The following is a 25889-nucleotide window of genomic DNA, read 5'->3' as shown; positions in this document are numbered from 1 at the left end:
CACATGAGCGACACACCGGTACCTGAACAGAAGCTGATCCAGAACCTCATTGCCGAATTGACTGCCAAACCGGTAATCACTGCCGCTGATCCGGCGCGTACGCTGGACGTTCCCCGGCCATGCCTGCTGCGCGAATGGATGGAGCTCTACTGGAACGCCCTCGAACGCCCCGAATTTCTCGACTGGGCCAGTCGCTTCCATATTGATCTGGATACGTTGCAGATCAAGGGTGACACCCTGCAAGCACAGATCCCCTCGAACGGCTCCGCCGGGCTGCGCCTCTTCACGCTGGAGGATGACTCAGGCTGGTGGCAGATGGCGCCGCTGCTGCTGTCGATTTCCCAGCGTATCGATCCTGCGGGGCTGGGCCTGCCTTACATCGGTGGTACATCCGCCAACCCGCTCTACCGGTTTCCGCGGCAAGTCGTGCTGGCGTTCTACGGTTATCCGGAACCGCAAAACCAGATTCAGGCCCGGGTCATCGTCGCCGAGTGGAAGGCCCGCGGTCTGGCTGCCATCGATGAAAACGGCCACACCACGTCGGCTGTGGTGAAGGAGCGCAACGCGCAACTGGAGGACTTCCGGGCCATCGCCGATCGAATCGATGAGGTACTGCTGACCAGCAACCCGTTCGAGCAGCGAGGCTTTGCCGACACTGCGGTCACGCTCACTTCGGCTTCTGTTACCGCACCAGTCAGAGGGCCGCGGCTGAAAATGGGCGAGCTTCTGAGTCGCTATGAATTTGCGTTGCCGCAAGATGCTGGCGAAGCCAAAGAACTTGTGCAACGCCTGCGCCAGCAGCGCTGGCCTGAGCTGCCCTACGTCAGCGATTACGTGCAAACCAGCGCCCCCATCCGCAGTTATCGCGAAGAGTTTGGCGATCTGGAAGATGTCCGGCACATCGTGCGACGCCTTGAAGCGCTGTGCTGGAACATGGAGCCGAAGGCCAAAATCGATTACAAGGAACTCAGCGAGACTCATCCGGATTCCACGCTTGCGCATTGGATGAAGTATGGTCAGCGTCATTTGCGCAAACTCAGCGCCGATGTGGATTTTCAAGCCATTTTGAAGCAGCAGGGACTGCCCGCCGACAGTCAGTTGCTGATTACCGAATCCGGCCATGTCGGTACCCCAAGCGCCAAAGGCTGGGTAACCCTGACGGCGCAGGTGGAAAGATATGCTGATCTGAAACTCTTCCGCGACCAGCTCAAAGCCAAGGCAAGCAAAGCCGGCGGAGCCATGCGCTCGAGCGGTAAAGTCACCCTTGGGCAGATGCTGCGCTTCTACAAGCTGCCCACCCCGACGTCTGTCGAGCAAGCTCTCGCGCTGGTCAAGTGGTACAGGATCAATCTGCACACCCACCCCGCCCACATGAACCACTGGTATCTGTTAGGTCAGCCCTGGACCCAAAGCGATCGGTTCACGGAGCAACAGCGCCAGCGCATCATCGACACCACACAGACGTTCTTGCCCGAAGGCACGACGTCATTGCTCGACTATCTCAGTGAAGGCGTCGATACCGATCTGCCACCCAAAACGCTCAAGGCAAAAGCCGACTTCCTTATCAGCCGTATCCTGATCACGCCACGGGCGCAAACACTGGGCAATCTGCTGGTGAAGAACCTGGGGGCTCCGGCGCAGAAGAAACGCCTTTTGGCGACCAACCGCGAGCGCCTGTTGCTCGCCGCATTGATTCTCAGTCTGGAGCCAAGCGCCGGCGAAGATCTGAACCGAATCGTCACCCATCGGCTGGAGGGCAGCGACCTGTGGGGCGAGAGTTACGACGAAGTACGTCGACTCATCGATACACAGCCGCATCTTGGACGAACCAGGAACAGGGCGTTGGCAACGCATTTGTTATTGTCCGGTATGGCACCGGAGTTTCTGACCCGGGATATTCCCGCATCACTCTCCTACATGAGTTCTCTGCGCTGGGTAAGGTTGAAGCAGGTCGTGCTGTATATCGAAAGCCAAATGCCGGGCGTTGCACGCATGATGAGCTACGAGCAGCTCAACCAACTGACAAAAGGCCCCGCCCCCCTGCATTTCTACAAGTTCCTGCGCGAAGATTCATGTGCCTCGCTGGTAGTCGACTGGGCGGTTGCAAGAGGACTGATCCAGCGCGACGCCGAATTCCCGGTGACGGTGTACGACGCCGCCACGCTGAAGAAGGCCGATGTCCTGTTTCGCAATCACAATCGCCTGGTAAACGACCTGTATCGCCGGGGCTTCCTCACTGCACCGCCCACCCCCACCACCGTTGCGCTGATGGATCTGCGCAAGGTTTTCGCCGATAACCTGTACCTGACGGAAAAGGCGCTGTTTGTTCCAGTCTCGGACACTGAGACGCCGCCCGCGCATTACTCTCTGAGCGAACTGCATATCGCCGGCAAACTGGCGGGCAACATGCAGGGATGGCAATCGAGCAATGCGCAGTTGCAACTGGCGCCGATGATTGCCTCGTTGCCCAGACTGCACAATGTGGCAACGTTCTTCCATGTGGCACTGGCCGCCCGTCTCAAGCAGATGAAGGAGGCGCATATCGCATTAATCAAGGAAGCGTTCTGTCGCTTGCCAATTACGCAACGGTTCGACGTCGAAACCCGCACGTTTGATTTGTTTGCCCTGCGACCGGTATCCGCTGCCACGGACAAGCTTGCCGCCGCCCACACTGCGCCTTTTGGCATCATTGCGCGGTTGCTCGGGACGCCAGCCACGGTGTTCGAGATTTTCCCCTGCAGATCGAAAGTGGTTCTGCGGCGCGATCTGGACCTCAGCCTGCTGCTGCCTTTTGCCGAGAACGAAGCAGCGCGAGTGCTGCCGGTCGACGCCCAGGCTTACCAACACGGAACCCCGCCCGCGGCAAACGCCACCTGCCATGCCTTCGTCACTCCTCTCGACACTGATGGAGCCCCTCTTTTGTATAAGGTGCCGCTCGCCGTACCCGACACTTTTGCATCGGAGAGAGTCAACGCCATTGCCAGCACTGCTGTCAGGCATCTGTTTGCAGCCCATGAAGCGCAAGCCTTGCGAGAAGCGCTGCTCGTGCCCGAGCTCGAGGATGCTGCAGCCTGCCATGAGAAATGGCTGGCGTTTTACCAGAAGCTGAGCCCGCCAAAAAGCTGAATCCTGGCGGGCATTGCGCAAACTGAGCACCACCCAACCCTGTAGGAGTGAGCCTGCTCGCGATAGCTGTCTGTGACTACGACACTGCCTGACACACCGCTATCGCGAGCAGGCTCGCTCCTACACAGGATTTACGCCAGGACTAGCAGCCTTTCAGAGCTTGCTTGTGCGCATACATCGCGCCGTCCGCATCCGCCAGAAGGCGATCCACGGTGTCATGGCGTTTGGGGTCGTATTCGATCTGGCCGACGCTGAAGCGAATGGCGTAACCGCGGTGCAGCGTGGCGTTGCGCTCTTCGAGGATTTCCTTGAGCCGCGCCATGATCCGCGTGGTTTCGACGTGGCTGGAACCGGTCAGCAATGCGACGAACTCATCGCCGCCCAAGCGCCCGACCACGTCGCTTTCACGAAAGGCAATGCGCAATACGTCGGCAAAGGTCTTCAGCGCGCTGTCACCTTCGGCATGACCGTACAGATCATTGATCTGCTTGAAGTCGTTGAGGTCGAAAAACAGCAACGTCGCCGGCCGGCTCAAGCGCGCGCACGCATCCAGCGCATGCTGGGCCAGTTGCTTGAACCCGCGGCGATTGGACAGCAGCGTCAGTTCGTCCATGCTTGCCATCTGCACCGCCATCAGCTCTTGCTCGGCCATCTGCGCAAGATCACGCAGCAGCGCGCGCTCTTCGTCGTCGAGATGGCGGGGTTTGGTATCGATCAGGCACAAGGTGCCCATTTTGTTGCCGTCCGGCACCGTCAGTGGATAGCCGGCATAAAAGCGAATATTCGGCGCGCCGGTGACCAACGGGTTGTCGTGGAAGCGCAGATCTTCCAGCGCATCGGGGACCAGCATCAGCTCGTTCTGCAAAATCGCATGGCCGCAGAAAGAGACGTCGCGCGATGTCTCGCTGACATCCAGACCCACACAGGATTTGAACCACTGGCGATCCTTGTCGACCAGCGTGACCAAGGCGATCGGCACGTTGAACAAGCGCTTGGCCAGACGCGTCAGGCGATCGAAACGCTCTTCGGGAGCCGAGTCGAGCTTCAAGCCATGCAGCGCGTCAATTCGGGCAGCTTCGTTGGCAGGTTTTCCGGGCACCAGCATGCGCACACTCCGTAGACAGTCATGCGTTGAGCGTAGCGCTAAATCGCCGAGGCTTCACATCTGCGCCAGCGGACACGGTCCGCCGGCGTCGGCCCAGAGTTTGAATTGCGCAACGAAAATGTCGTGCGGCACCGGCACTGGCGCGCGCCCTGCCCCGGGATTCCAGCCCCATAGCACCAGTTTGTCTTCGCTGACGTGTTTTAACAGCGCAGCGAAATCCCGATCGCCGTTGCTTGCGCGGTCCTTGATCATCGCGCAGAGCTTGTCCGAGGGCAGACCGATCCAGGCCATTTTGTGCGCCGCCGGTGGCAGGCTCCAGTGCGGCGCACCCGGCGGCGCGTGAGGGCCGTAACTGGCCGGCGGGTTGCTTTCGGCGTGGCACGTGGCGCAGGGCAAACCGGCGGCGCCCTTGCCGTCCATGCCGCGCACCACATTCATCGCGTGGGGGATGCCGGCGTCGAACTGCAACGGCGAATCGCCGGGAATGTGGCAGTTCTGGCAGCGCGGGCTCTGAAAGACTTTCTGCACCGTGCCAAAGGCTTTCAGAGCTTCCTGATCTTCGGCAAACAGGTCCGAAGCGTAGCCACCGAGACCAAGCAAAACGACGGTGCCCAACACAAGATGTCGTTTCATTTCACACCCCCGACAGTTGCAGTGGCAGTTCGCGCAGGCGTTGCCCGGTCAAGGCGAACACGGCGTTGGCCACGGCCGGCGCGGTCGGTGGCACGCCGGGCTCACCGATGCCGCCGGGTTTTTCGCTGCTGGGGACGATGTGCACTTCCACCACCGGCATTTCGTTGAGCCGCAACACCTGATAATCGTGATAGTTGGACTGCACGACGCCGCCGTCCTTGACGGTGAGCTTGCTGTGCAACGCCATGCCAAGACCGAAGGTGATGCACGATTCCATCTGCGCGGCGATGCTCTGCGGATTCACCGCAATGCCGCAGTCCACCGCGCAGACCACCCGATGCACACGGATCGCCAGGTTGTCCTGCGACACCTCGGCGACCTGCGCCACGTAGCTGCCGAACGACTCGTGTACCGCCACGCCCAGAGCATGCCCGTCCGGCAACGGTGCGCCCCAGTTGGCCTTCTCCACCGCCAGATTGAGCACGCCGAGGTGGCGCGGGTGCGCCTTGAGCAGCGTTCGCCGGTACTCCACCGGATCCTTGCCCGCCGCCGTCGCCAGTTCATCGATCAGCGATTCCATGACAAAACCCGTGTGGGTATGGCCGACCGAACGCAGCCACAACACATTGATGCCGGTCTGCGGCGAATGCAGGTCGACCTGATGGTGAGGCAGATCCTTGATATACGGACTGTCAGCCACGCCCTCGACCGAGGTGGCATCGATGCCGTTCTTGACCATCGCTGCCTCGAGCATCGTCCCGGCCATGATCGACTGACCGACCAGCACATGCTGCCAGCTCATCGGCAAGCCATCAGCGCCCAGCCCGACCTGCGCCTTGTGCAGATACATCGAGCGGTAGTAGCCGCCGCGAATGTCATCTTCGCGCGCCCACACGGTTTTCACCGGCAGGCCCGCCGCTTTCGCCACTTGCACGGCTTCGGCGACGAAATCCGAGGTCGGATTGGCGCGGCGACCAAAACCACCGCCGAGGAATTCGGTGTGAATTTCGACCTGCTCGGGCTTGAGCCCGGTGATCTTGCTGGCGACCATTTGGTCCAGCGTCTGAAATTGCGTGCCGGTCCAGATTTCACATTTGCCGGCGCTGATTTTCACCGTGCAGTTGAGCGGTTCCATCGGCGCGTGGGCCAGATACGGCACGCTGTACTCGACCTCGATTTTCTTCGCGGCTTTGCCGAAATTGGCCTTGGCGTCTCCAGCCTGAGTGGCAGAGGTGCCCGGCGTCGCCGCCAGTTTGCGGAAACTCTCCAGCAGTTTTTCACTGCTCATGTCGGCCAGCGGCCCGAGATCCCAATCGACCTTCAGAGCATCACGCCCGAGTTTCGCCGCCCAGAAATGCTCGGCCACCACCGCTACTCCGCTGGGCACCTGCACCACCTTGTGCACGCCGGGAATGGCCAGCGCTGCGGCGCCTTCGAAGGATTTCACCGTGGCTCCGAACACCGGGGCGCGGGCGACCATCGCGGTCATCAGGCCCTCGAACTGCACGTCCATGCCGAACTTGGCGCGGCCGGTAATTTTCTCCGGGGTGTCGAGGCGCTTGGTCGGTTTGCCGATGACTTTCCAGTCCTTGGCCTCCTTGAAGGTGATGGTTTTCGGATCCGGCACCGGCAGTTGCCCGGCGGCATCGGCCAGTTCGCCGTAGGTCGCGCGTTGGTCCCCGGCGATGACCACGCCGGACTCCGTGCGAATCGTCGACGGCGCGACATCGAAACGTTTCGCCGCCGCTTCCACGAGCATCTGCCGCGCCGTCGCCCCGGCCAGTCGGTAGCGGTCGAATTCCATCCAGGTCGACGTCGAGCCGCCGGTGATCTGCATGCCGCCAAACGCCGGCAAGCCGTAATCGGCCGCCGAGGCTGGCGAGTGCTCAACGCGGATTTTCGACCAGTCGGCGTCCAGTTCTTCGGCGATCAGCATGGTCAGGCCGGTCCAGATGCCCTGCCCCATCTCCGAATGGCCGAGCAGCATGGTGACGCTGTTGTCCGCCGCAATGCGCAGAAACGCATTGGGCGCGAATGTCTTGTTCTGATCCTCCGCCGCGTGAGCGAAGCGATTGGCCCCCGGCACTACAAACGCCACCATCAGGCCGCCGCCCAGCACGGCGCTGCCTTTGAGAAACCCGCGACGCGATAGCGGACTGTTCATCGTTCATCTCCCAGAGAATGACTCAGCCGATGTCGGCGGCGCGTTTGACCGCCGCGCGTATGCGCGGATAGGTGCCGCAGCGGCAGATATTGCCGGAGAGCGCCTGATCGATATCGCTGTCGGTGGGCTTGGGAATTTTCGCCAGCAACGCGGCAGCGGACATGATCTGCCCGGACTGGCAGTAACCGCACTGCACCACGTCCAGCTCGGCCCAGGCCTGCTGCACCGGGTGCGAGCCATCACTGGACAAGCCCTCGATGGTGAGGATTTTCTGCCCATGGGCAACGGCAGTCGCCGGGGTGATACAGGAGCGCAATGGCGCGCCGTCGACGTGCACGGTGCAGGCGCCGCACTGGGCCATGCCGCAACCGAACTTGGTCCCGGTCAGGTGCGCGACATCGCGCAGAACCCAGAGCAGCGGCATGTCGGCGGGGACATCGAGCTCCTGGTCCTTGCCATTGATATTCAGGGTCAACATCGGATGGTTTCCTCAGACTCACGTGTTGCGAAGGGGCGTCGCTGTGGTCGCAAAAATCTACGGATGCCCGCGCTTATCCCTTTCAGCAAAGCCTAATTTGCGCCTGAAGCCAGACGTTGTGACCAGCGGTCATGCAGACCCCGGCATTGCTCCTACAGTTGATAACGGCTCGAATGAGTCGTCGTACCTCTGCACAAGCGGTCCGCGATGCATCGCGGTTGACCATCCTTTGAGTCAGGAGCAGCACCTATGGGCTTTGTCACCACTCGAGACGGCGTCGATATCTTCTACAAGGACTGGGGCCCGCGCGACGCGCCGGTGATCCACTTCCACCACGGCTGGCCGCTCAGTTCGGATGACTGGGACGCGCAGATGCTGTTTTTCCTGGCACAGGGCTTTCGGGTGATTGCTCATGATCGACGCGGGCACGGGCGCTCAAGCCAGGTCTGGGACGGCCACGACATGGATCACTACGCCGACGATGTGCTGGCCGTGGTCAATCATCTGGGTACGAGCAACGTGGTGCACGTCGGCCATTCCACCGGCGGCGGCGAAGTAATCCATTACATCGCCCGGCATGGCCAGGACAAGGTCAGCAAAGCGGTATTGATCAGCGCCGTGCCGCCATTGATGGTGCAGACCGAAAGCAACCCCGGCGGCTTGCCGAAATCGGTGTTCGATGGCTTTCAAGCGCAGTTGGCGGCGAATCGCGCGCAGTTCTATCGCGATGTGCCGAGCGGACCTTTCTACGGCTACAACCGCCCGGGCGCCGAGCCGGCGGAAGGGATCATCGCCAACTGGTGGCGCCAGGGCATGATCGGCGGCGCAAAGGCGCATTACGACGGCATCGTCGCGTTCTCGCAAACTGACTTCACCGAAGACCTGACAAAAGTCACCGTGCCGGTGCTGGTCATGCACGGCGAGGATGACCAGATCGTGCCGTACGCCAACTCCGGACCGTTGTCAGCGAAACTGCTGCCCAACGGCACACTGAAGTCGTATCCGGGCTTCCCGCATGGCATGCCGACCACGCAAGCGGAAACCATCAATGCGGATTTGTTGGCGTTTATTCGCGGCTGACAGAGCTGAGGATGTACCCATAGCAGCGGACACCATAAAACAAATTGTGGGAGCGAGCCTGCTCGCGAAAGCGTTCGTTCAGCCACCTGCATGTTGACTGACCCAACGCCTTCGCGAGCAGGCTCGCTCCCACAGTTGGAATTGGGTATATCCGCCAGAGACTGGTCGGCTGGAAGGCCGCCATCGCTGGCAAGCCAGCTCCCACAGAGGTCAAGGTAGCTCCGCTATTCATTCGTATCTTTGAGATAGCTATCGCGAGCAGGCTCACTCCTACCAGATCAAGATCAAAAGATCGCAGCCTTCGGCAGCTCCTACAGTCCCACGTTCACCTCTAGGCCGAGTGTCAGCTCGCCTGCGGCTTTTGATCTTGATCCACCGGCGACGTCGGAAGGCTGAGCGCAGGGATCGATCCGGGCGTGGGAGCGCAGCGACCGTCTGGCGCAGCCAGACACAGCGGAAGGAGGTGCAGCGAAGCAAACCGTAGCCGCTGCGCCCGGATCGATCCCGCAGCGAAGGAACCCGAGCCTGCGAGGGCCGAACGTAGGAGCAAGCGTTTTGGGTTACCTTTTTGGCGTTTGAAAAAGGTGACCCGCCGTAAGGGCGGAACCCTAAGCAGCCGTTACCGCAGCAACGGATATGTACTCGGTCAACCGAACAAATCATCGCTCGACAACAAGCCTTCGCGAGCAGCCTCGCCCCCACAGAAATCGCAGGCGTGCTGAAGGCTGAATCAATCCCCTACCCCTCTGCCCGCCCTTTGCCTTCACGATCACCACGGTAATGCCTGGCCAGCGGAAAATCCGGCAACCACGATTCACGCCGCACAATCCAGCTCTCATAAGTCGGCTTCAACTGATCCGGCGCATCCAGCGCGCCGAGGTTCACCTCGACCTCATCACCACTGCGGTTGAACACCGACGAGCCACAACGCGGGCAGAAATGTCGTCCTTGATACTCATGGGTTTCACCACTGATGGTCACAGCGCCCTCAGGAAAAACCGCCGAGGCATGAAACAACGCGCCGTGCACCTTGCGACAGTCCAGGCAATGGCACAGCCCGACCCGGTAAGGCTCGCCAATGGCTTGAAAACGCACGTCGCCGCACAGGCATCCGCCGGTAAATGCAGTCATGGTTTAGCTCCTTTGCGCCCGTGGTGTCGCGCCCCCCAGAGCCTATAACAGTCGGCGCTGCAATGCTGGCGATAGTTCAGATGAAAGAACTCAATGTTGCCGCACTGCAACGGGCATTCGCTGGCCAGAGCTAATACACTCAGACGCTAACCTGCCGGGACGATCACGATGAAACACGCCGCTGCGAAAAACCCCGAGAAAGCCCCGCGCTTCTGGCGCGACGACGCCCTTCCCTTCATCGAGGCGCGGGCCATCGCGGATGGTCGCGAGGTCTGTTATGCGCGGCATTCCCACGCGCACTTTTCCATCGGTGCAATTACCGCCGGGCGCAGCACCTATGTGCATGAGCACGCGCAATATGAGGTGGCGGCGGGCACCGTGGTGCTGATGAATCCCGGCGATGTGCATGCCTGCAATCCGATCGATGATCAGCCTTGGTCGTACGTGATGTTGTATGTCGAAACGCCGTGGCTGACGGATTTGCAGCATCAATTGGGGTTTGCCGGGGAGCTGGAATTTCGCCGATTTTCCGACACGCATCTGACTGATGCCGAACTGTTTGGCAAGTTGATGGGGTTGTATGAGGTTTTGCTCGACGACCAAATGGAGGCGCTGGCGAAACACAGCGCGGCGGTTGAGTTTTTCAGTGATTTGCAGGGGCGCCTGAATCCGGCGGATGAGCCCGTTGCCGAGCCGAATTTCAAGCTGGAGCGCGCCGCTGATTTCATCCGTGGACATTGCACCGAAGTGCTGAGCCTCGAGGCAATTTGCGCGGCGGCGCAACTATCGCCGTCATACCTGATTCGCGCGTTCAAACAGCGCTACGGGATGACGCCGCATGCCTTCCTGGTCAACCAGCGCATCCAGTTCGCCCGCGAGCGCTTGCGCAGTGGGCGGTTGATTGCCGATGTGGCGCTAGAGGCCGGATTTGCCGATCAGGCGCATTTTCAGCGGGCGTTCAAACAGCATCTGGCGGCAACGCCGGGGCAGTATCGCGGCTGATCCCGATCTGCAGCAAACACAGCTCCTACAGAGGGAATGCGGTCAGGAAATCAAGTGAACAACAGATAAAGCGCACTCACCGCCAGTAACAACGCCATCAACCGGTTGAACCAGCGCATCCCGGCGGTATTGCTCAGATACCCGCGCAAGAACGTCCCGGCATACGCCCAGCAGCCTACCGACAAATAACAGATCACCAGATACACCGCTGCAAACTGCCAGACCAGCCGCGCCTCGCCATCAGCGACAAACGCGCCCATGCCGGCTACGCATGCCAACCAGGCCTTGGGGTTGAGCCATTGCATCACCGCGCCATAGAGCATCGAAGGCGCGCGGCCGGACTCGCTGGTGTGCAACTGGCCGTCATCGCTGGCCAGTTTCCAGGCCATGAACAACAGAAACGCCACCCCGGCCCATTGCACCACGCGGGTCATGAACGGCCAAAGTTGCAGCACCTCATGCAGGCCCAGGCCCATCAGCACCAGCAACAGCACAAACCCCAACGTCGCCCCGGCGACGTGTCGCTGACTGGCACGAAAGCCATACTGCGCGCCGGAACTCAAGGCGACGATATTGACCGGCCCGGGGGTGATGGATGCGGCCAGGGCAAACGCCGCCATGGAAAGAATCAGACTCATTGCACACCTGCTTCAAACGAAGAACGAGGTGGCTACGGTAGCTAGGGGCTTATTTCAGGTATTGAAGAAAATGACCCTGAGGATGCGAATCACCTGTGGGAGCGAGCCTGCTCGCGAAAGCGGTGGGTCAGTGAGTGCAGTTGTGGATGACACACCGCATTCGCGAGCAGGCTCGCTCCCACAGGGATCGGCGCTGCACCCGACGTTCTGATCGTTCCCACGCGCAGCAAAGGAATGCCTCAAGGGACGCTCTGCGTCCCAGCAGTGAAGGGACGCGGAGCGTCCCGGGCTGCATTCCCACGCAGAGCGTGGGAACGATCAATCCCCACAAGAACAGTCAGGCCAGGCGCGGCACGGTGAAGCGGAACTCGCTGCCCTGCCCCGGCTCGCTCTCGGCGACGATCTGCCCGCCGTGGGCTTCGACGATGCCCTGGGTGATGTACAAACCCAGGCCCGTACCGGTCGGGTTGCCTTCCTTCACCGTCCAGTAACGATCGAACACATGCGGCAGATGCTCCTTGGGAATGCCTTCACCACTGTCGCGCACGATAAAGACAATCTCATCGCCCACCGACTTGGCGTGGACGCCGACGGTGCCCATGCGCGGAGTGAACTTGATGGCGTTGCCGACCAGGTTCGACAGCACCTGGAACAGCCGCTCGGGGTCAGCGTGGATGCGCAAATCAGGATCGGCCTGGAAGGAAATGCTGATGTCCTTGACCTGAGCCAGCGGCGACAGTAATGCCTGCGCCTCCTCAAAGATAAGCCCGACCTCCAGCGCTTGCGGGGTGATGGAGTAGCGCCCGGCGTCGATTTTCGAGGTATCGAGCAAGTCTTCCAGCAGCGTGTTCATCCGCGCCGTGGCCTGTTGCATGGTGTCGATCGCCGTGGAGATGCGCCGCGAGGTGTGCGCGCCTTCCGAGCTGAAGGCTTTCTGCATCATGCCGCAGAGCATGGAGATCACCGTCATCGGGTTGCGCAGGTCGTGGGAAACCACCGCCACCAGATCGTCGCGCGCCTGCACGGCCGCCTGCTCGCGACGCACCTGGCGGGCCAGATCGTTTTCCAGTGCCGAGCGGCGCAGATCGTTGGCGGCGAACCGATCACCGTGGCTCCACTTGGTGGAGATCCCGGCCATCTCGATTTTCCAGATCTCGAACGAGGTACGCGGACGCAGGCGCATCCCGGCGTCGGAGTTTTCCAGATCCAGCGGCTTGCGCGGGTCGCCGCTCCAGTTGATGTTTTCCTTCACTTCCGGACGGAACCACAGCACGCCGTTGTCCACCGGTTTGGGCAGGCTCATGGCGAGCACACCACTGGCCACCGACTGAAACTGCGCCGCCGGCGGGTAAACGCTGGACAGGTGATGGCTGGCAAACACCGGCTCGCCGCGCGCCTGCAACCATTTGTGCAGCGCGCGAATTTCTTCCGGCGCCGGGCAGTTGCCGTAACGGTGCAACTGTTTGTCTTCGATGATCGCGATACCGCCGGCATTGACCAGCGCCATCAGCGTTGCAGGCTGCTGGGCGAGGCCGTCGAAGACGTTCTGCGGCGAATCGATCATCGCCTGATTGAGCCGCGCCAACGCCTCGACCTTCTCTTCACGCTGACGGGTCAGCTCAAGGGTTTCCATGGCACTGATCTGCAACGACAGGACTTGGCCGATGGTCTGGCAGGCCATGCGCAATTCATGCGGCACGTGCAGCGGCTGGCGGTTGCCGCAGCTGATCAGGCCCCAGAGCTTGTCGCCCTTGAGCAGGGAGATGCTCATCGATGACAGCACGCCCATGTTCTTCATGTACTGGCAGTGAATCGGCGAGACGCTGCGCAGCGTGGCGAAACTGAGGTCCAGCGGCGTCTGCGTGTCCGGGCGCAGCTTCGGCACCAGCGGCACTGGCTGATAATCGGCGTTGGGGATGATCCGCAGCCAATTGGTGCGATACAGCTCGCGCGCCTGCTCGGGAATGTCCGAAGCCGGGAAGAACAGGCCGTTGAACACTTCCATCGATGGATCGGACGCTTCGGCGATGACCTGACCGTGGCCCTCCTCCTCAAAGCGATAGATCAGCACCCGGTCGTAACCGGTCATCGCCTGGATTTCCTTGACGCTGATGTCGTACAGGGCCTGCAGCGTGGTCGCCGCTTGCAGGCGCTGGAGCATGCGGCCCAAATGGGTGTTGACCCCAGCGACGTTGCGCGGCTGGAAATTCTTCACATGAATTTCCAGTTCGAGAATCAGCACACCCTGATGGCGGTGCAGCAAACCTTCGAACTCAGTGCCATTGAGCTCGAAGCGCAGCGGCGCCGCCTCGGAGAACGTCGCCTGTTGCAACGCTTGCAGCACTTGCGCGGTGTGTTCGGCGCCGATCAGGCTGTGCAGCGGCTGGCCGATCAAGGATTCGGGCGCGCGGGCCAGCAGGGTTTCGACGTTGGCGCTGACCTGAATGATCTGCAGCGCAGGCTCGGTCAGGGTCAGCAGCAGACCATGGGGCTGGATCGCGCCAGGAAAGCGGATCGGCTCGTCGGCACAGTTGGCCAGCAGTTCTTCAAAGGCTTGTGGGTCTTGCGGGTTCATGCCAGTACCTCCTGGCGCTCGAGCCATTGCTCGAAACAGCTGAATGTGGTTTGTGCTGCGCTGACCACGGCCGCGCGTTCGCTGGCCGCCATGGGCCGGTTGCTCAGGTATTCGATGAACTCACGCCAGCGCCGCCCGGTGGCCGCGCCGTAGACATCGAGAAACGCGGCGCCGTTGTCGGCGTCCAGATTCAGCCGCGCGGCGATCTCCCGGCGCAGGATCTGCCCGCCGAGGGTCGCGCCTTCGAGCACGTACAGAACGCCAAGGCTGGCAGCGCTGGAGTCGATGACTGGCAGGTCCTCGCACAGCGGCAAATCATTGGCCGTCGCGCCCAGCGCGCGCAGGTCGGCGTGCAAGGTCTCGGCTTTCAGACGAGGCGTCAGATTGAAATCGTCCGGGACCGCGCCACTGGCGAGTAACGCCCGTTCCAGCGGCTGATAAAAACCGTAATAGGCCGCCATCAGGCGCTCGAAAGCGGCGGTATCGAGGGTGTCGGAGAAAAAGGGAAGGCGTTTTTCCAGTGCGATGTGCAGTTCGGCTGTGCCGGCCCGCAGATCCTGCAGCACCGGTGGCACATAAACCTCACGGGCCTTTGCTTGCATGTAGATCGCTCTTGGTGGGACCCGGCAGGGGCCATTCTGGGTGGGCTCGACGTGCGGGGAATTTATCACGCCACGCAGCTTTTTCTGACTGCCGGAGCGTTTTTTCTGTCGAACCGCGACCCTATGACACGTTCAGAGTGGCGCCGGATCAAAAAAGTTCGACCCGCGCCACATCTGCCAGTCTCAGGGCTTGAGATCGGGATCGCTGTCCAGATTCTTCTGCTGCACGGCGTCGATATTGCCCGGCGGGTTTTGCGCCGGGGCCTGATCGATGCCCGGAGGCGGCGTGAGTTGCAGCACTTCGCTGGTGTAGCGCCACTCCTCCATGACCTTGTCCGGGTGTTCGTTCAGGCGCGTGCCATAGCTGGGCACGATCTGCCGCAGCTTGTCCTGCCACGGCGCCGAGGCCAGTTTGTCCTTGAACACCTTGCCCATCAGATCGAGCATGATCGGCGCGGCAGTCGAGGCCCCAGGGGATGCGCCGAGCAGCCCGGCGATGCTGCCATCCTTCGAGGCGACAACTTCGGTGCCGAGTTTGAGCACCCCGCCCTGCTGCTCATCCTTCTTGATGATCTGCACGCGCTGGCCGGCCTGCCACAGCCGCCACTCTTCCTTCTTCGCGTGGGGGAAGTAGGTGCGCAGTGCCTCGAAACGGTCATCATCGGACTGCATCAACTGGCCGGCGAGGTATTGCACAAGATCGAACTCGCGCACGCCGACCCGAACCATCGGCCAGAGATTGTGCAGGGTCGTACTGGCCGGCAGATCAAAATACGAACCCTCTTTCAAGAACTTGGTGGAGAACGTCGCGAACGGGCCAAACAGAATCACCCGTTTGCCATCCAGCACTCGCGTGTCGAGGTGCGGCACCGACATCGGCGGCGCGCCGGTGGAGGCGATGCCGTAAGCCTTGGCCATGTGCCGATGCGCGACTTCGGGGTTGTCGGTCACCAGAAACGAGCCGCCCACCGGGAACCCGGCGTAGTCTTTCGCTTCCTCGATGCCGGACTTCTGCAACAGCGGCAACGCCGCCCCGCCAGCGCCGATAAAGAGGAATTTGGCGTCGGTGGCGGCCGTGGTGCCGTCCTTGAGGTTCTTGTATTCGACGTGCCACGAGCCATCGTCGTTGCGGCTGATGTCGCGCACTTCCGTGGACAGTTTGAGGTTGAAATTATCGCGGCTTTGCAGATGGCTGACGAACTGACGGGTGATCTCGCCGAAATTGACGTCGGTGCCGATCGGCGTCCAGGTGGCGGCGATCTTCTGTGTCGGGTCGCGCCCTTCCATCATCAACGGTACCCATTGTTTGATCTGCTCCGGGTCTTCGGAATACTGCATCGGGCGGAACAGCGGGCTGGCCTGCAACGCCTCGTAGCGTTTCTTCAGGAAACGAATGTTGTCGTCGCCCCAGACAAAACTCATGTGCGGCGTGGAGTTGATGAACGAGCGCGGATTCTTCAGCACGCCGGTTTTCACCTGCCAGGCGAGGAACTGCCGGGTGATCTGGAACGCCTCGTTGATCTCGACAGCCTTGGTGATGTCGATCTTGCCGTCCTTTTCCGGCGTGTAGTTCAGTTCAGCAAGCGCCGAGTGGCCGGTGCCGGCGTTGTTCCAGCCGTTGGAGCTTTCCTCGGCGACCTTGTCCAGACGCTCGACCATTTCCATCGACCAACCCGGCTCCAGCTCACTGAGCCAGACCGCCAGCGTCGAACTCATGATGCCGCCGCCGACCAGCATGACGTCGACTCGATTGGTTTGTTCGGCATACGCCTGGCCAATGCCGACCGAGAGGGTCAAGGCGACCAGTGCGCAGGTGCGCATCGGGTTGTTCATGGGGCCTCCTTGGGCTCTGTCGGCGATAGCGCCAGTTTAGTCGGCGCCGTCGTTCTGCACGGCTGGATCACCATTGGCGGGCACGCTGCTGTCGGGAACCGGTTTCGAAGGGTTGTTCTTTTCCGCGCCGGGATAACCGGGCAGACCGCGAGTATCCTCGGGCGTCATGACATCTTCGTTGTCGCGGCTGACGTCCCAGTCGGTGGTGGCGTTGGGGTCTTCATCACGCCCGGCCGTGCCAATGACGAAACCGTCGTCGTTGGGATTGATGGTTTCGTTGAGCGCCTTGTCGTTGCTGGATGGGTTGTTCATGTCTGCCTCCAGAACACGTTGATCGGACTGTTTGGAAAACCGCAGGCCCTCCAAGTGCAATGGAAAAGACCAACGGTGCATTCGCGGCGCTGGTCGCCTGGCGTGAACCACCGCTGCCACGCGCGGTTCCCATGAGAAACAGTTGCGTGAGCAGCGCCATGACCAGCCCGCGATTTGGCATCGAGGAAGAATATTTCATCACTGACCTGCAAACCCTGCGCATGGTCGGCAGCCCGCCGCCGCAGGCCATCGAGGCATGCCGGGCGGCCATGGGCGCGTGGTTTGCCACGGAGATGTTCCAGGGCCAGATCGAAGTGGCTTCGCCGGTGTTCGGAGATTTCGTGCATGCCGGCGATTTCTTGCGTGGCAGCCGTCAGGCCCTGCGCGCAGCCCTTGAGCCGTTTGGCCTGGGCGTGCTCAGCGCCGGCAGTCATCCGCTGGCCGACTGGCGCGAACAGATTCCGACCGACGAGGACCATTTCCGGTATCTGTTCGAACGCTACGGCCATGTCGCCCGCCGCAGCGTGCTGTCGGGCTTGCATGTGCACGTCGAGGTGGCAGAGCCGCTGGATCGCGTTGAGGTGATGAACGAAGTGCTGCCGTGGACGCCTCTGCTATTGGCGCTGAGCTGCTCCTCGCCGATCTGGGATGGCGCCGCCAGCGGCTTCATGAGCTACCGGCAGACCGCGTGTGACGAGTGGCCACGCATGGGCATTGCGCCGCTGTTTGCCGATCAGCGCCATTACGACGAACACTTGGCGTTTCTCACGCGCATCGGCGCCATCACTCAGCCAGGCGAATGCTGGTGGGGCGTGCGCCCGGCCGCGCGTTTCCCGACTCTCGAACTGCGCATGACCGACGCCTGCCCTCGGGTCGACGATGCGCTGACCCTGGCGGCGTTTTTCCGGGTATTGGTGGCTCATGCCAGTGCACAGCGGCGGCCCGGATTGCTGTACGACCAGACCGCGCGTTCGATGCTGGAAGAAAACCGCTGGCGCGCCAAGCGCCTGGGGCTTAATGCGCGCTTTCTGGTCGAAGGTATCGACGGCGACTGTTCGATCGGGCAATGGCTGGAGCTGGCCGAGCAGCGTTTCGCCGATACGGCGCAGGCATTGGGCGCGGCGCAGTTGTTCGAGCGTGCGCGGGCGATCATCGCCAGCGGCACCAGCGCCGACCGGCAACTGGCGCTGTTGAATCTGGCGTCTGAACAACCGCAAAACGGCCGCTCGGCTCTGGCGCAAGTGACCGAGTTGCTGCTTCAGGAAACCGCTGGCTGATCGCTCTCGGACGGGCCTTTGAGTTCGACCTGATTGCCATCCGGGTCGAAACAGTAAAGCGACAAGCCGTAACCCTCGGCGCCAAAACGCCTGGCGGCTTGTTCAACGGTCAGCCCGAACGATTGCAGGTGAGCGATGAGCGCGGCTTCGTCGAACGGTTCGATGCGCAGGCAGAAGTGGTCGACATTGCGTCGCTGCGCCTGCGCCGCGCCACCGCCCTTGCGCCCGAGTTCGCCGTGCAAGTCGACCAGATCGATCATCGACGTGCCAGCGCGCAAATGCACCAGCCCCAGCGGCTGGTTATGCCTGACCACTTCGGCGCCGAACACCCTGGCGTAGAAATCGATGCTGCGTTGCAGGTCGGCGACGCGCAGGACGATATGATCGATGTGCTGAATGGAAAATGGATGCATGGGCTGGCTTCCTCGAAAGCGGCGACCCGCCCATTGTGCTGCACAAGGGAAAAAATTCACTGTCGATTTTTCGGTGGAGCCATCGACAAAGCGGATTTACTCTCACGCCATGAACATACCAGCCGCTGTCCTGCCGCCCCACGCCGAAATGGTTCGCGCCATGCTCGAGCGCGACACTGCCTATGAAGGCGTGTTCTTCACCGCCGTGAAAACCACCGGGATTTTTTGCCGCCCCAGTTGCACGGCGCGCAAGCCGAAACCGGAAAACGTCGAATTCTTCGCCCACGCCGACGAGTGCCTGTGCGCCGGTTACCGCGCCTGCCTGCGCTGCAAACCGCTGGACGCAGCAGCCATCGCCCCGGACTGGGTGCAGCGCCTGCTGAATGCGGTGGACGCCGATCCCGAACGGCGCTGGAGCGATGCGCAGTTGCTCGCCGAAGGCATCGAACCGCTGAAATTGCGGCGCTGGTTCAAGCAGCACTTCGGCATGACCTTCCACGCCTGGCTGCGCACACGACGCCTCGGCATGGCCCTGGGCGGAATCAGGCAAGGCACTTCGATCGATCACGCCGCTTTCGACTCCGGCTATGAATCGCTCAGTGGTTTTCGCGACGCGTTTCAGAAGTCCTTCCATATCACCCCGGGCCGCGCGGCCAATAGTGAACCGTTGCTGTTCACTCGCCTGACCACGCCGCTGGGGCCGATGATCGCCATGGCCGAGCGCCGTGGGCTGGTGCTGCTGGAATTTCTCGACCGCCCGGCGCTGACCCGGGAAGTCGAAGCCCTGCAAAACCGTTACGGCTACGCGATTGCACCGGGGCATAACGCCCACTTGCAGCAGATCGAGGTGCAACTGGCGGATTATTTCGCCGGCAAACTCACTCGGTTCAACGTGCCGCTGCACCTGCCCGGCAGCGCGTTCGCCCGTGAGGTGTGGGCGGCGCTGTTGCAAATTCCCTATGGCCACACCAGCACGTACGGCGCCATCGCGGCAGGCCTGGGCAAACCCGGCGCCAGCCGTGCCGTCGGCCTGGCCAACGGGCACAATCGCCTGTCGATCGTGGTGCCGTGCCACCGAGTGATCGGCGCAGACGGCTCGCTGACCGGCTATGGTGGCGGACAACCGCGCAAGGCGTTCTTGCTCAGGCTGGAAAACGCCGCACTGCAATTGACTCAACAATTGGCTTTTTGAGCCATGCAATCCAACACGCAAGTAAGGATTTCGATGGGTATGTCCGAATCACCGCAACATGGCTGACATGTATGAGATGGCCAGCGCTTTTCTGGCCGCGATAGACACTGACTGGCAGCGCCATATCAACGCCGTCGGCCCGTGCCTGCATCAGCCACATCCGGCGCGCGATCCCTATGAATCGCTGGTCCGGGCGATTGCCTATCAGCAACTGCACGCCAAGGCCGGCGATGCGATCCTTGGGCGTTTGGTGGAGTTGTTTCCGGGGCAGGCGTTTCCGCGTCCGCAGCAGATTCTGGCTACCGAGGTCGAGCAACTGCGCGCTTGCGGATTTTCCGCCAGCAAGATCGCGACGATCCAAGGGATTGCCCAGGCGACGCTGGACGGCGTGGTGCCGGATTACCCGACTGCACGGGCGATGGGCGATGAAACCCTGATCGAACGCCTGACCAGCCTGCGCGGTGTCGGCCGCTGGACCGTGGAGATGCTGCTGATCTACAGCCTCGAACGCATGGACATTCTGCCGGCCGATGACTTCGGCGTGCGTGAGGGATATCGGCGCTTGAAGAGACTGGAGGTGCAGCCGACGCGCAAACAGATGATCGAGATTGGCCAGGCGTGGAGGCCTTATCGGACGGTGGCGGCCTGGTATCTGTGGCGCGTGGCCAAGGTTTAGACCGCGTTATCGTTCTTCGCGAGCAGGCTTGCTCCCACATTAATTGGAGGCGGCAGGTAGAACCCGGGAGTTGAAACTAAACGCGGTCGGCTCCCTTTCCCCCTCTCCCTGGGGAGAGGGCTGGGGTGAGGGGGAAATCGAACTGCCGCTGCAAATTTTCCGCCCTGAGAATCTCGAACAACGCCTGCGCCGCCGCCGACAGTTCATTGCCCGGCTCGGTCAACACGCCAATCGCCCGCTCCACCGAGTCATTCAAGGTCAAGCAATGCGCGCCCAATTCGCGCATCTGCCCCGCGCACAATGCCGGCACCGCGCTGACCCCAAGCCCGCTGGCAACCATTCGCCCGACGGTCGCCAATTGATGACTTTCGAACTCCACCGGCAACTTCATTCCGCGCGCCTGCAAATGCTCTTCCAGCATCACCCGCACGGTCGATGGCCGCTGCAGGGTGATGAATGGTTCCTTTAGCAAGGTCTGCCAATCGATGTCGGCGCGACCGGCCAGCGCTGAATCGGCCGGCACCACGGCGACAAAGCGATCGACATACAGCGGCGTGAATGTCATCGATGTGCTCTGCATCGGCGCGAACGCCACACCGAGTTCAACCTGACGATCGCGGACCATTTCCAGCACTTGCTCGTTGATCACGTCGTTGACCGTGACGTTGACGTTCGGATAACGCGCGCGGAAGCTCTTGAGAATCGGCGGCAGCAGATTGCCGGCAAATGACGGCATCGCCGCCAGCGTCACGCGTCCGCGTTGCAGGCTGAAACGCTGGCGCATCTCGTCTTCGGCATTGTCCCAGTCGGCGATCAAGCGGCGCGCCAGCGGCAGCAGGGACTCGCCTTCCGGGGTCAGCGCGACATTACGCGTGTTGCGGCTGAACAAGCGCCCTCCCAGCCCCTCTTCCAGGGCTTTGATGGTCAGGCTCAGCGCTGACTGCGACAGGTGCAGACGCTCGCAGGCCACGGCGAAGCTCAGGCTATGGGCCACGGCGAGAAAGGCACGGATCTGTTTGATGGTCATGGTCGCTTTGCTCCAGTTGCGAGCGGCAAGCTTCAAGCTGCAAGCCGTGATGCGACGACTCCATGTAGGAGCTGCCGAAGTCTGCGATCTTTTGATCTTGAAAATCAACGGCAAAAGATCGCAGCCTTCGGCAGCTCCCACATTAGGTTGCCGAAACATTGATTATTGATGTTTATCAATCAATCAACCGCAAAAATCAACTTAACAAATATATCCCGCAGAGAGACACTCCAGTCATTCGGCTAGCCAGCCGCCCGCAAATAATTAAAAGAGGTGCCTATGGCAGGTTTCGACAAGCGTGTGTATTCCTACGAGGAAGCGATGGCCGGGCTGGAACACGGCATGACCGTCATCGCCGGCGGCTTTGGCCTGTGCGGCATTCCAGAAAACCTGATCGCAGAGATCAAGCGCAAGGGCACCCGTGACCTCACCGTGGTTTCCAACAACTGCGGCGTTGATGGGTTCGGCCTTGGCGTGCTGCTCACCGACCGCCAGATCAGCAAAGTCATCGCCTCGTACGTTGGCGAAAACAAACTGTTCGAAGAGCAACTGCTCAAGGGCGAAATCGAAGTCATCCTTACCCCGCAAGGCACCCTCGCCGAAAAAATGCGCGCGGGCGGCGCCGGCATTCCGGCGTTCTTCACCGCCACTGGCGTTGGCACCCCGGTTGCTGAAGGCAAGGAAGTGCGTGAGTTCAAGGGCCGCAAATACCTGATGGAAGAGTCCATCACCGGCGATTTCGCCATCGTCAAAGGCTGGAAGGCCGACCATTTCGGTAACGTCGTTTACCGTCACACCGCGCAGAATTTCAACCCGCTGGCCGCGACCGCGGGCAAGATCACCGTGGTCGAAGTCGAGGAAATCGTCGAGCCCGGCGAACTCGACCCGACGCAGATCCACACCCCGGGTATCTACGTCGACCGGGTCATTTGCGGCACGTTCGAAAAACGCATCGAACAGCGCACCATCCGCAAATAATTCAGGCCTACGGAGAACAACAACATGGCACTTACCCGCGAACAAATGGCTCAGCGCGTCGCCCGCGAAATGCAGGACGGCTACTACGTCAACCTCGGCATCGGCATTCCGACCCTGGTCGCCAACTACATCCCCGAAGGCATGGAAGTCATGCTGCAATCGGAAAACGGCCTGCTCGGCATGGGCCCGTTCCCGACCGAAGAAACCATCGATGCCGACATGATCAACGCCGGTAAACAAACGGTGACGGCGCGGATCGGCGCGTCGATTTTCAACTCCGCCGAATCCTTCGCGATGATCCGTGGCGGGCATGTCGACCTGACCGTGCTCGGCGCCTTTGAAGTGGATGTGGAGGGCAACATCGCCTCGTGGATGATCCCCGGCAAACTGGTCAAGGGCATGGGCGGCGCGATGGATCTGGTGGCCGGCGCCGACAACATCATTGTCATCATGACCCACGCGTCCAAGGACGGTGAGTCCAAGCTGCTGGCCAAATGCAGCCTGCCGCTGACCGGTGCCGGCTGCATCAAGCGCGTGCTGACCGACCTCGCCTATCTGGAAATCGAAAATGGCGCTTTTGTCCTCAAGGAACGCGCACCTGGCGTCAGCGTTGAGGAAATCGTCGCCAAAACCGCTGGTAAACTGATCGTCCCGGATCATGTACCGGAAATGCAGTTCGCTGCCCAGTGAGGAATTCGCACATGCAAGACGTCGTCATTGTTGCCGCCACGCGTACCGCGATCGGCAGTTTTCAGGGCTCCCTGGCCAATGTGTCCGCAGTAGATCTGGGCGCGGCGGTGATCCGCCAGTTGCTCGAGCAGACCGGCCTCGACGGTGCGCAGGTCGATGAAGTGATCATGGGCCAGGTGCTGACCGCTGGCGCCGGGCAGAACCCGGCACGTCAGGCCGCGATCAAGGCTGGCCTGCCCCATGCCGTACCGGCCATGACCCTGAACAAGGTTTGCGGTTCGGGTCTCAAGGCCCTGCACCTGGGCGCGCAAGCGATCCGCTGCGGCGACGCCGAGGTGATCATCGCCGGCGGTCAGGAGAACATGAGCCTGTCCAACTACATCATGCCGGGCGCGCGCACCGGTCTGCGCATGGGCCACGCACAAATCGTCGACACCATGATCAGCGATGGCCTGTGGGATGCGTTCAACGATTACCACATGGGCATCACTGCCGAGAATCTGGTCGACAAGTACGAGATCAGCCGCGAACAGCAGGACGCCTTTGCTGCCGCGTCTCAGCAGAAAGCCGCCGCCGCGATCGAGGCCGGTCGCTTCGTTGATGAAATCACGCCGATCCTGATTCCCCAGCGCAAAGGCGATCCTGTCGCGTTCAAGGTCGACGAGCAGCCACGCGGCGATACCACCGCAGAATCTCTGGCGAAATTGCGTCCGGCGTTCAAAAAGGACGGCAGCGTCACCGCTGGCAACGCCTCGTCGCTGAACGACGGTGCCGCCGCTGTGATTCTGATGAGTGCCGAAAAAGCCAAAGCGCTGGGCCTGCCGGTTCTGGCCAGAATCGCTGCGTACGCCAACGCTGGCGTCGACCCGGCGATCATGGGCATCGGCCCGGTATCGGCGACCCGCCGCTGCCTGGACAAGGCTGGCTGGAGCATCGATCAGCTCGACCTGATCGAAGCCAACGAAGCGTTCGCCGCGCAATCGCTGGCCGTGGCCAAGGACCTGCAATGGGACTTGAACAAGGTCAACGTCAACGGCGGCGCCATCGCCCTCGGTCATCCGATCGGCGCATCGGGCTGCCGCGTGCTGGTGACGCTGCTGCATGAAATGCTCAAACGCGATGCGAAAAAAGGTCTGGCGACCTTATGCATCGGCGGCGGTCAGGGTGTCGCGCTGGCGCTGGAACGCGTTTAACCACGACATCCGCGTTAGCCTGCTCAAAAGCCCCTCACCCTAGCCCTCTCCCAGAGGGAGAGGGAACTGATCGGGGAATGCGCAGGAGTGATGTCGGCTTGAACGAGCAGAGTTGATTCCATAATCGACTCGGTCATCCAGGTCGATGTCTGACGCAAGACACCTCGGTCGGCTCCCTCTCCCCCCGGGAGAGGGCTGGGGTGAGGGGAACTGGTGACTGCGTTGCATCGAGTTTCTTTTTGCATGTTCAGAGTCTGTAGTGAATGTTCTGGCCCCTTCGCGAGCAGGCTCGCTCCGACATTCTGCAACGCAATTCCCTGTGGGAGCGAGCCTGCTCGCGAAAGCGCTTGTTCAGGCGCCAACCACTCAAGGCTTGCGCAATAGATAGGTATCCATAATCCACCCATGCTCCGCCCGCGCCGCTTTGCGCACCCGTTCGATCTCATCGGCGACATCCGCCAGCCGGCCGCTGAGCAGTATCTCGTCCGGCGTGCCCAGGTAAGCGCCCCAGAAAATCTCGGTCTGCCGATCCGCCACCCGCTGGTAGGAATCCTCGGCATCGAGCATCACCACCAGACTGTCCGATTCACTCACCTGCCCCGCCGCCAATCGCCGACCCGTGGTGATTTCCACCGAACGGCCAATCGTGTTCAACGGTATTTTGTGCTGCGCCGCCAGGGCCTGCACGCTGGTAATCCCCGGGATCACTTCGTATTCGAACTCACAGCGACCACCCGCCTGAATCGCCTGGAGGATGCGCAGTGTGCTGTCGTACAACGCCGGATCGCCCCAGACCAGAAAACCGCCGCACTCGCCGTCGGACAATTCTTCATTGATCAGGCGTTCGAAAGTCTGTTGCCTGACGCGGTTCAGCGCATCGACACTTGCCGCGTAATCCACGTTGCCGCGCTCGCGCTCCGGACTGCTGGCTTCGACAAAGCGATAAGCGTGGTCGGTGATGTAGCGCTCGCAGATCTCCCGGCGCAGGTCGATCAGTGTCTGCTTGCTCTGGCCTTTATCCAGCAGAAAGAACACATCGACCCGATTCAGCGCTTTCACCGCTTGCATGGTGATGTAGTCCGGATTGCCGGCGCCAATGCCGATGACCAGCAGCTGTTTCATCAGAATTCCTCTTCAAGGGCCATGCCCGGCAAGCGTAGCCGCCAGAGGCCATTGAAGCGCAAGTCGATCATCGCCAGCGGTTCGATGTCGATTGCGTGGAACGCCGCGCCTTGCAGCACCTGCATCAGCGCTGCGCGCATGACGAAAGGATGAGTCACCGCCACGACATGCCCAGGCGTTGCAGCGATTGTGTCCAGCCACTTTGCCACCCGCTGCGTCAGTTGCCTGACTGATTCGCCGCCATGGGGTGCCGCTTCAGGATCGGCCAGCCAGGCCTGCAACGCGTCGGGTTCCCTGGCTTGCAATTCTTTGATCGACTGGCCGTGCCAGCGTCCCCAGTCGCAATCGCGCAGGGCTTGATCAATCTCTGCATCGGCACCAAACCATGCCGCCGTTTGCTGAGTTCTCAATTCCGGGGCGCAAATCAGCCGCCGTGTTACCGCCAATCGGGCCCTGAACGCGTCGGACCGAACAGCCAGATTTTCAACAGGCTCGTCCGTAGGAAAACGCGCCAGTTTCTGTGCGACGGTTCGCGCATGGCAAATCAGTGTCAAACGGCTACTTGGCACAAGCAGGTACTCGCTCGAATTATATGAAAGCAACGGCCACTAGCCGGGCTGCGGCGCATTGTGCCGTAAAACC

At 61.3% G+C, this 25889-nt stretch carries 23 protein-coding genes; 9 read left to right on the top strand and 14 right to left on the bottom strand.

The window, feature by feature from the left end; translation table 11 throughout:
• Positions 1-3 precede the first annotated feature (3 nt).
• On the top strand, positions 4-3126 hold the full coding sequence (locus PS14A_RS09630; protein ID WP_212615976.1) for a hypothetical protein: 3123 nt from the start codon (positions 4-6) through the stop codon (positions 3124-3126).
• Positions 3127-3268: 142 nt separating this feature from the next.
• Here PS14A_RS09630 and PS14A_RS09625 read toward each other — a convergent pair whose 3' ends face one another.
• Genes PS14A_RS09625 through PS14A_RS09610 form a run of 4 tightly spaced genes read right to left on the bottom strand, consistent with a single transcriptional unit; the run spans position 3269 to position 7506 of the window.
• Positions 3269-4231: a sensor domain-containing diguanylate cyclase gene (locus tag PS14A_RS09625; RefSeq protein WP_130909522.1), complete on the bottom strand. Its 963-nt coding sequence runs from the start codon at positions 4229-4231 to the stop codon at positions 3269-3271.
• A gap of 54 nt (positions 4232-4285) precedes the next feature.
• Positions 4286-4864: a hypothetical protein gene (locus PS14A_RS09620; RefSeq protein ID WP_212615968.1), complete on the bottom strand. Its 579-nt coding sequence runs from the start codon at positions 4862-4864 to the stop codon at positions 4286-4288.
• Between the two features lies 1 nt (position 4865).
• Positions 4866-7028, bottom strand: coding sequence for a xanthine dehydrogenase family protein molybdopterin-binding subunit (locus PS14A_RS09615; protein WP_212615966.1), 2163 nt, complete (start codon positions 7026-7028; stop codon positions 4866-4868).
• 22 nt (positions 7029-7050) lie between these two features.
• On the bottom strand, positions 7051-7506 hold the full coding sequence (locus PS14A_RS09610; protein WP_007956954.1) for a (2Fe-2S)-binding protein: 456 nt from the start codon (positions 7504-7506) through the stop codon (positions 7051-7053).
• 249 nt (positions 7507-7755) lie between these two features.
• Between PS14A_RS09610 and PS14A_RS09605 the strand changes: the two genes are divergently transcribed.
• Positions 7756-8586, top strand: coding sequence for an alpha/beta hydrolase (locus PS14A_RS09605; protein WP_212615964.1), 831 nt, complete (start codon positions 7756-7758; stop codon positions 8584-8586).
• A gap of 738 nt (positions 8587-9324) precedes the next feature.
• On the opposite strand, the gene PS14A_RS09600 is transcribed toward PS14A_RS09605, so the two are convergent.
• Positions 9325-9717, bottom strand: a complete 393-nt coding sequence (locus tag PS14A_RS09600; RefSeq protein ID WP_212615962.1) for a GFA family protein — start codon at positions 9715-9717, stop codon at positions 9325-9327.
• Between the two features lie 168 nt (positions 9718-9885).
• Here PS14A_RS09600 and PS14A_RS09595 point away from each other — a divergent pair, with 168 nt between their 5' ends.
• Positions 9886-10719: an AraC family transcriptional regulator gene (locus PS14A_RS09595; protein WP_130909517.1), complete on the top strand. Its 834-nt coding sequence runs from the start codon at positions 9886-9888 to the stop codon at positions 10717-10719.
• A 50-nt stretch (positions 10720-10769) separates the two neighbouring features.
• On the opposite strand, the gene PS14A_RS09590 is transcribed toward PS14A_RS09595, so the two are convergent.
• The 5 genes from PS14A_RS09590 to PS14A_RS09570 all read right to left on the bottom strand — a co-directional run bounded on the left by PS14A_RS09590 (position 10770) and on the right by PS14A_RS09570 (position 16679).
• A complete protein-coding gene (locus tag PS14A_RS09590) occupies positions 10770-11357 on the bottom strand; it encodes a LysE family translocator (protein WP_130909516.1) in 588 nt (195 codons plus the stop codon).
• Positions 11358-11694: 337 nt separating this feature from the next.
• Positions 11695-13932 carry an ATP-binding protein gene (locus tag PS14A_RS09585; protein WP_212615960.1) on the bottom strand — a complete coding sequence of 746 codons (2238 nt, stop codon included), beginning with the start codon at positions 13930-13932 and terminating at the stop codon, positions 11695-11697.
• Positions 13929-14534: a biliverdin-producing heme oxygenase gene (locus tag PS14A_RS09580; RefSeq protein WP_039763256.1), complete on the bottom strand. Its 606-nt coding sequence runs from the start codon at positions 14532-14534 to the stop codon at positions 13929-13931. Before PS14A_RS09580 ends, PS14A_RS09585 begins: the two co-directional genes overlap by 4 nt.
• A 183-nt stretch (positions 14535-14717) precedes the next feature.
• Complete coding sequence (gene mqo, locus PS14A_RS09575) at positions 14718-16367, bottom strand: malate dehydrogenase (quinone) (protein WP_212615958.1); 1650 nt, start codon at positions 16365-16367, stop codon at positions 14718-14720.
• A gap of 36 nt (positions 16368-16403) precedes the next feature.
• The gene (locus PS14A_RS09570) at positions 16404-16679 is read right to left on the bottom strand and encodes a hypothetical protein (RefSeq protein WP_130911145.1); all 276 of its coding nucleotides are present in this window, start codon (positions 16677-16679) and stop codon (positions 16404-16406) included.
• Between the two features lie 158 nt (positions 16680-16837).
• On the opposite strand from PS14A_RS09570, the gene PS14A_RS09565 reads away from it, so the two are divergent.
• Positions 16838-17956: a carboxylate-amine ligase gene (locus tag PS14A_RS09565; protein ID WP_137216140.1), complete on the top strand. Its 1119-nt coding sequence runs from the start codon at positions 16838-16840 to the stop codon at positions 17954-17956.
• On the opposite strand, the gene PS14A_RS09560 is transcribed toward PS14A_RS09565, so the two are convergent.
• A complete protein-coding gene (locus tag PS14A_RS09560) occupies positions 17938-18369 on the bottom strand; it encodes a VOC family protein (protein ID WP_016774139.1) in 432 nt (143 codons plus the stop codon). The genes PS14A_RS09565 and PS14A_RS09560 overlap by 19 nt on opposite strands.
• 109 nt (positions 18370-18478) lie before the next feature.
• On the opposite strand from PS14A_RS09560, the gene PS14A_RS26750 reads away from it, so the two are divergent.
• Both PS14A_RS26750 and PS14A_RS09550 read left to right on the top strand, forming a co-directional pair.
• Complete coding sequence (locus PS14A_RS26750) at positions 18479-19561, top strand: trifunctional transcriptional activator/DNA repair protein Ada/methylated-DNA--[protein]-cysteine S-methyltransferase (RefSeq protein ID WP_212615956.1); 1083 nt, start codon at positions 18479-18481, stop codon at positions 19559-19561.
• A gap of 58 nt (positions 19562-19619) precedes the next feature.
• Positions 19620-20237 carry a DNA-3-methyladenine glycosylase gene (locus PS14A_RS09550; RefSeq protein WP_212615954.1) on the top strand — a complete coding sequence of 206 codons (618 nt, stop codon included), beginning with the start codon at positions 19620-19622 and terminating at the stop codon, positions 20235-20237.
• 76 nt (positions 20238-20313) lie between these two features.
• Here the strand turns inward: PS14A_RS09550 and PS14A_RS09545 are convergent, their stop codons facing one another.
• A complete protein-coding gene (locus tag PS14A_RS09545; RefSeq protein ID WP_038861502.1) occupies positions 20314-21264 on the bottom strand; it encodes a LysR family transcriptional regulator in 951 nt (316 codons plus the stop codon).
• A 279-nt stretch (positions 21265-21543) separates the two neighbouring features.
• On the opposite strand from PS14A_RS09545, the gene PS14A_RS09540 reads away from it, so the two are divergent.
• The 3 genes from PS14A_RS09540 to PS14A_RS09530 are packed head-to-tail and all read left to right on the top strand — an operon-like array spanning position 21544 to position 24125.
• On the top strand, positions 21544-22242 hold the full coding sequence (locus PS14A_RS09540; RefSeq protein WP_212615952.1) for a CoA transferase subunit A: 699 nt from the start codon (positions 21544-21546) through the stop codon (positions 22240-22242).
• A gap of 24 nt (positions 22243-22266) precedes the next feature.
• On the top strand, positions 22267-22932 hold the full coding sequence (locus PS14A_RS09535) for a CoA transferase subunit B (RefSeq protein ID WP_016774134.1): 666 nt from the start codon (positions 22267-22269) through the stop codon (positions 22930-22932).
• A gap of 11 nt (positions 22933-22943) precedes the next feature.
• Positions 22944-24125 carry an acetyl-CoA C-acetyltransferase gene (locus PS14A_RS09530; RefSeq protein ID WP_212615950.1) on the top strand — a complete coding sequence of 394 codons (1182 nt, stop codon included), beginning with the start codon at positions 22944-22946 and terminating at the stop codon, positions 24123-24125.
• Between the two features lie 366 nt (positions 24126-24491).
• On the opposite strand, the gene cobF is transcribed toward PS14A_RS09530, so the two are convergent.
• The gene (gene cobF / locus PS14A_RS09525) at positions 24492-25247 is read right to left on the bottom strand and encodes a precorrin-6A synthase (deacetylating) (protein ID WP_212615949.1); all 756 of its coding nucleotides are present in this window, start codon (positions 25245-25247) and stop codon (positions 24492-24494) included.
• On the bottom strand, positions 25247-25816 hold the full coding sequence (locus PS14A_RS09520; RefSeq protein WP_137216115.1) for a histidine phosphatase family protein: 570 nt from the start codon (positions 25814-25816) through the stop codon (positions 25247-25249). Before PS14A_RS09520 ends, cobF begins: the two co-directional genes overlap by 1 nt.
• Positions 25817-25889 lie beyond the last annotated feature (73 nt).

This window comes from Pseudomonas sp. 14A, assembly GCF_018132745.1.
GTDB classification, from domain to species: domain Bacteria; phylum Pseudomonadota; class Gammaproteobacteria; order Pseudomonadales; family Pseudomonadaceae; genus Aquipseudomonas; species Aquipseudomonas mercuritolerans.
This window is presented reverse-complemented; position numbering and strand designations above follow the sequence as displayed.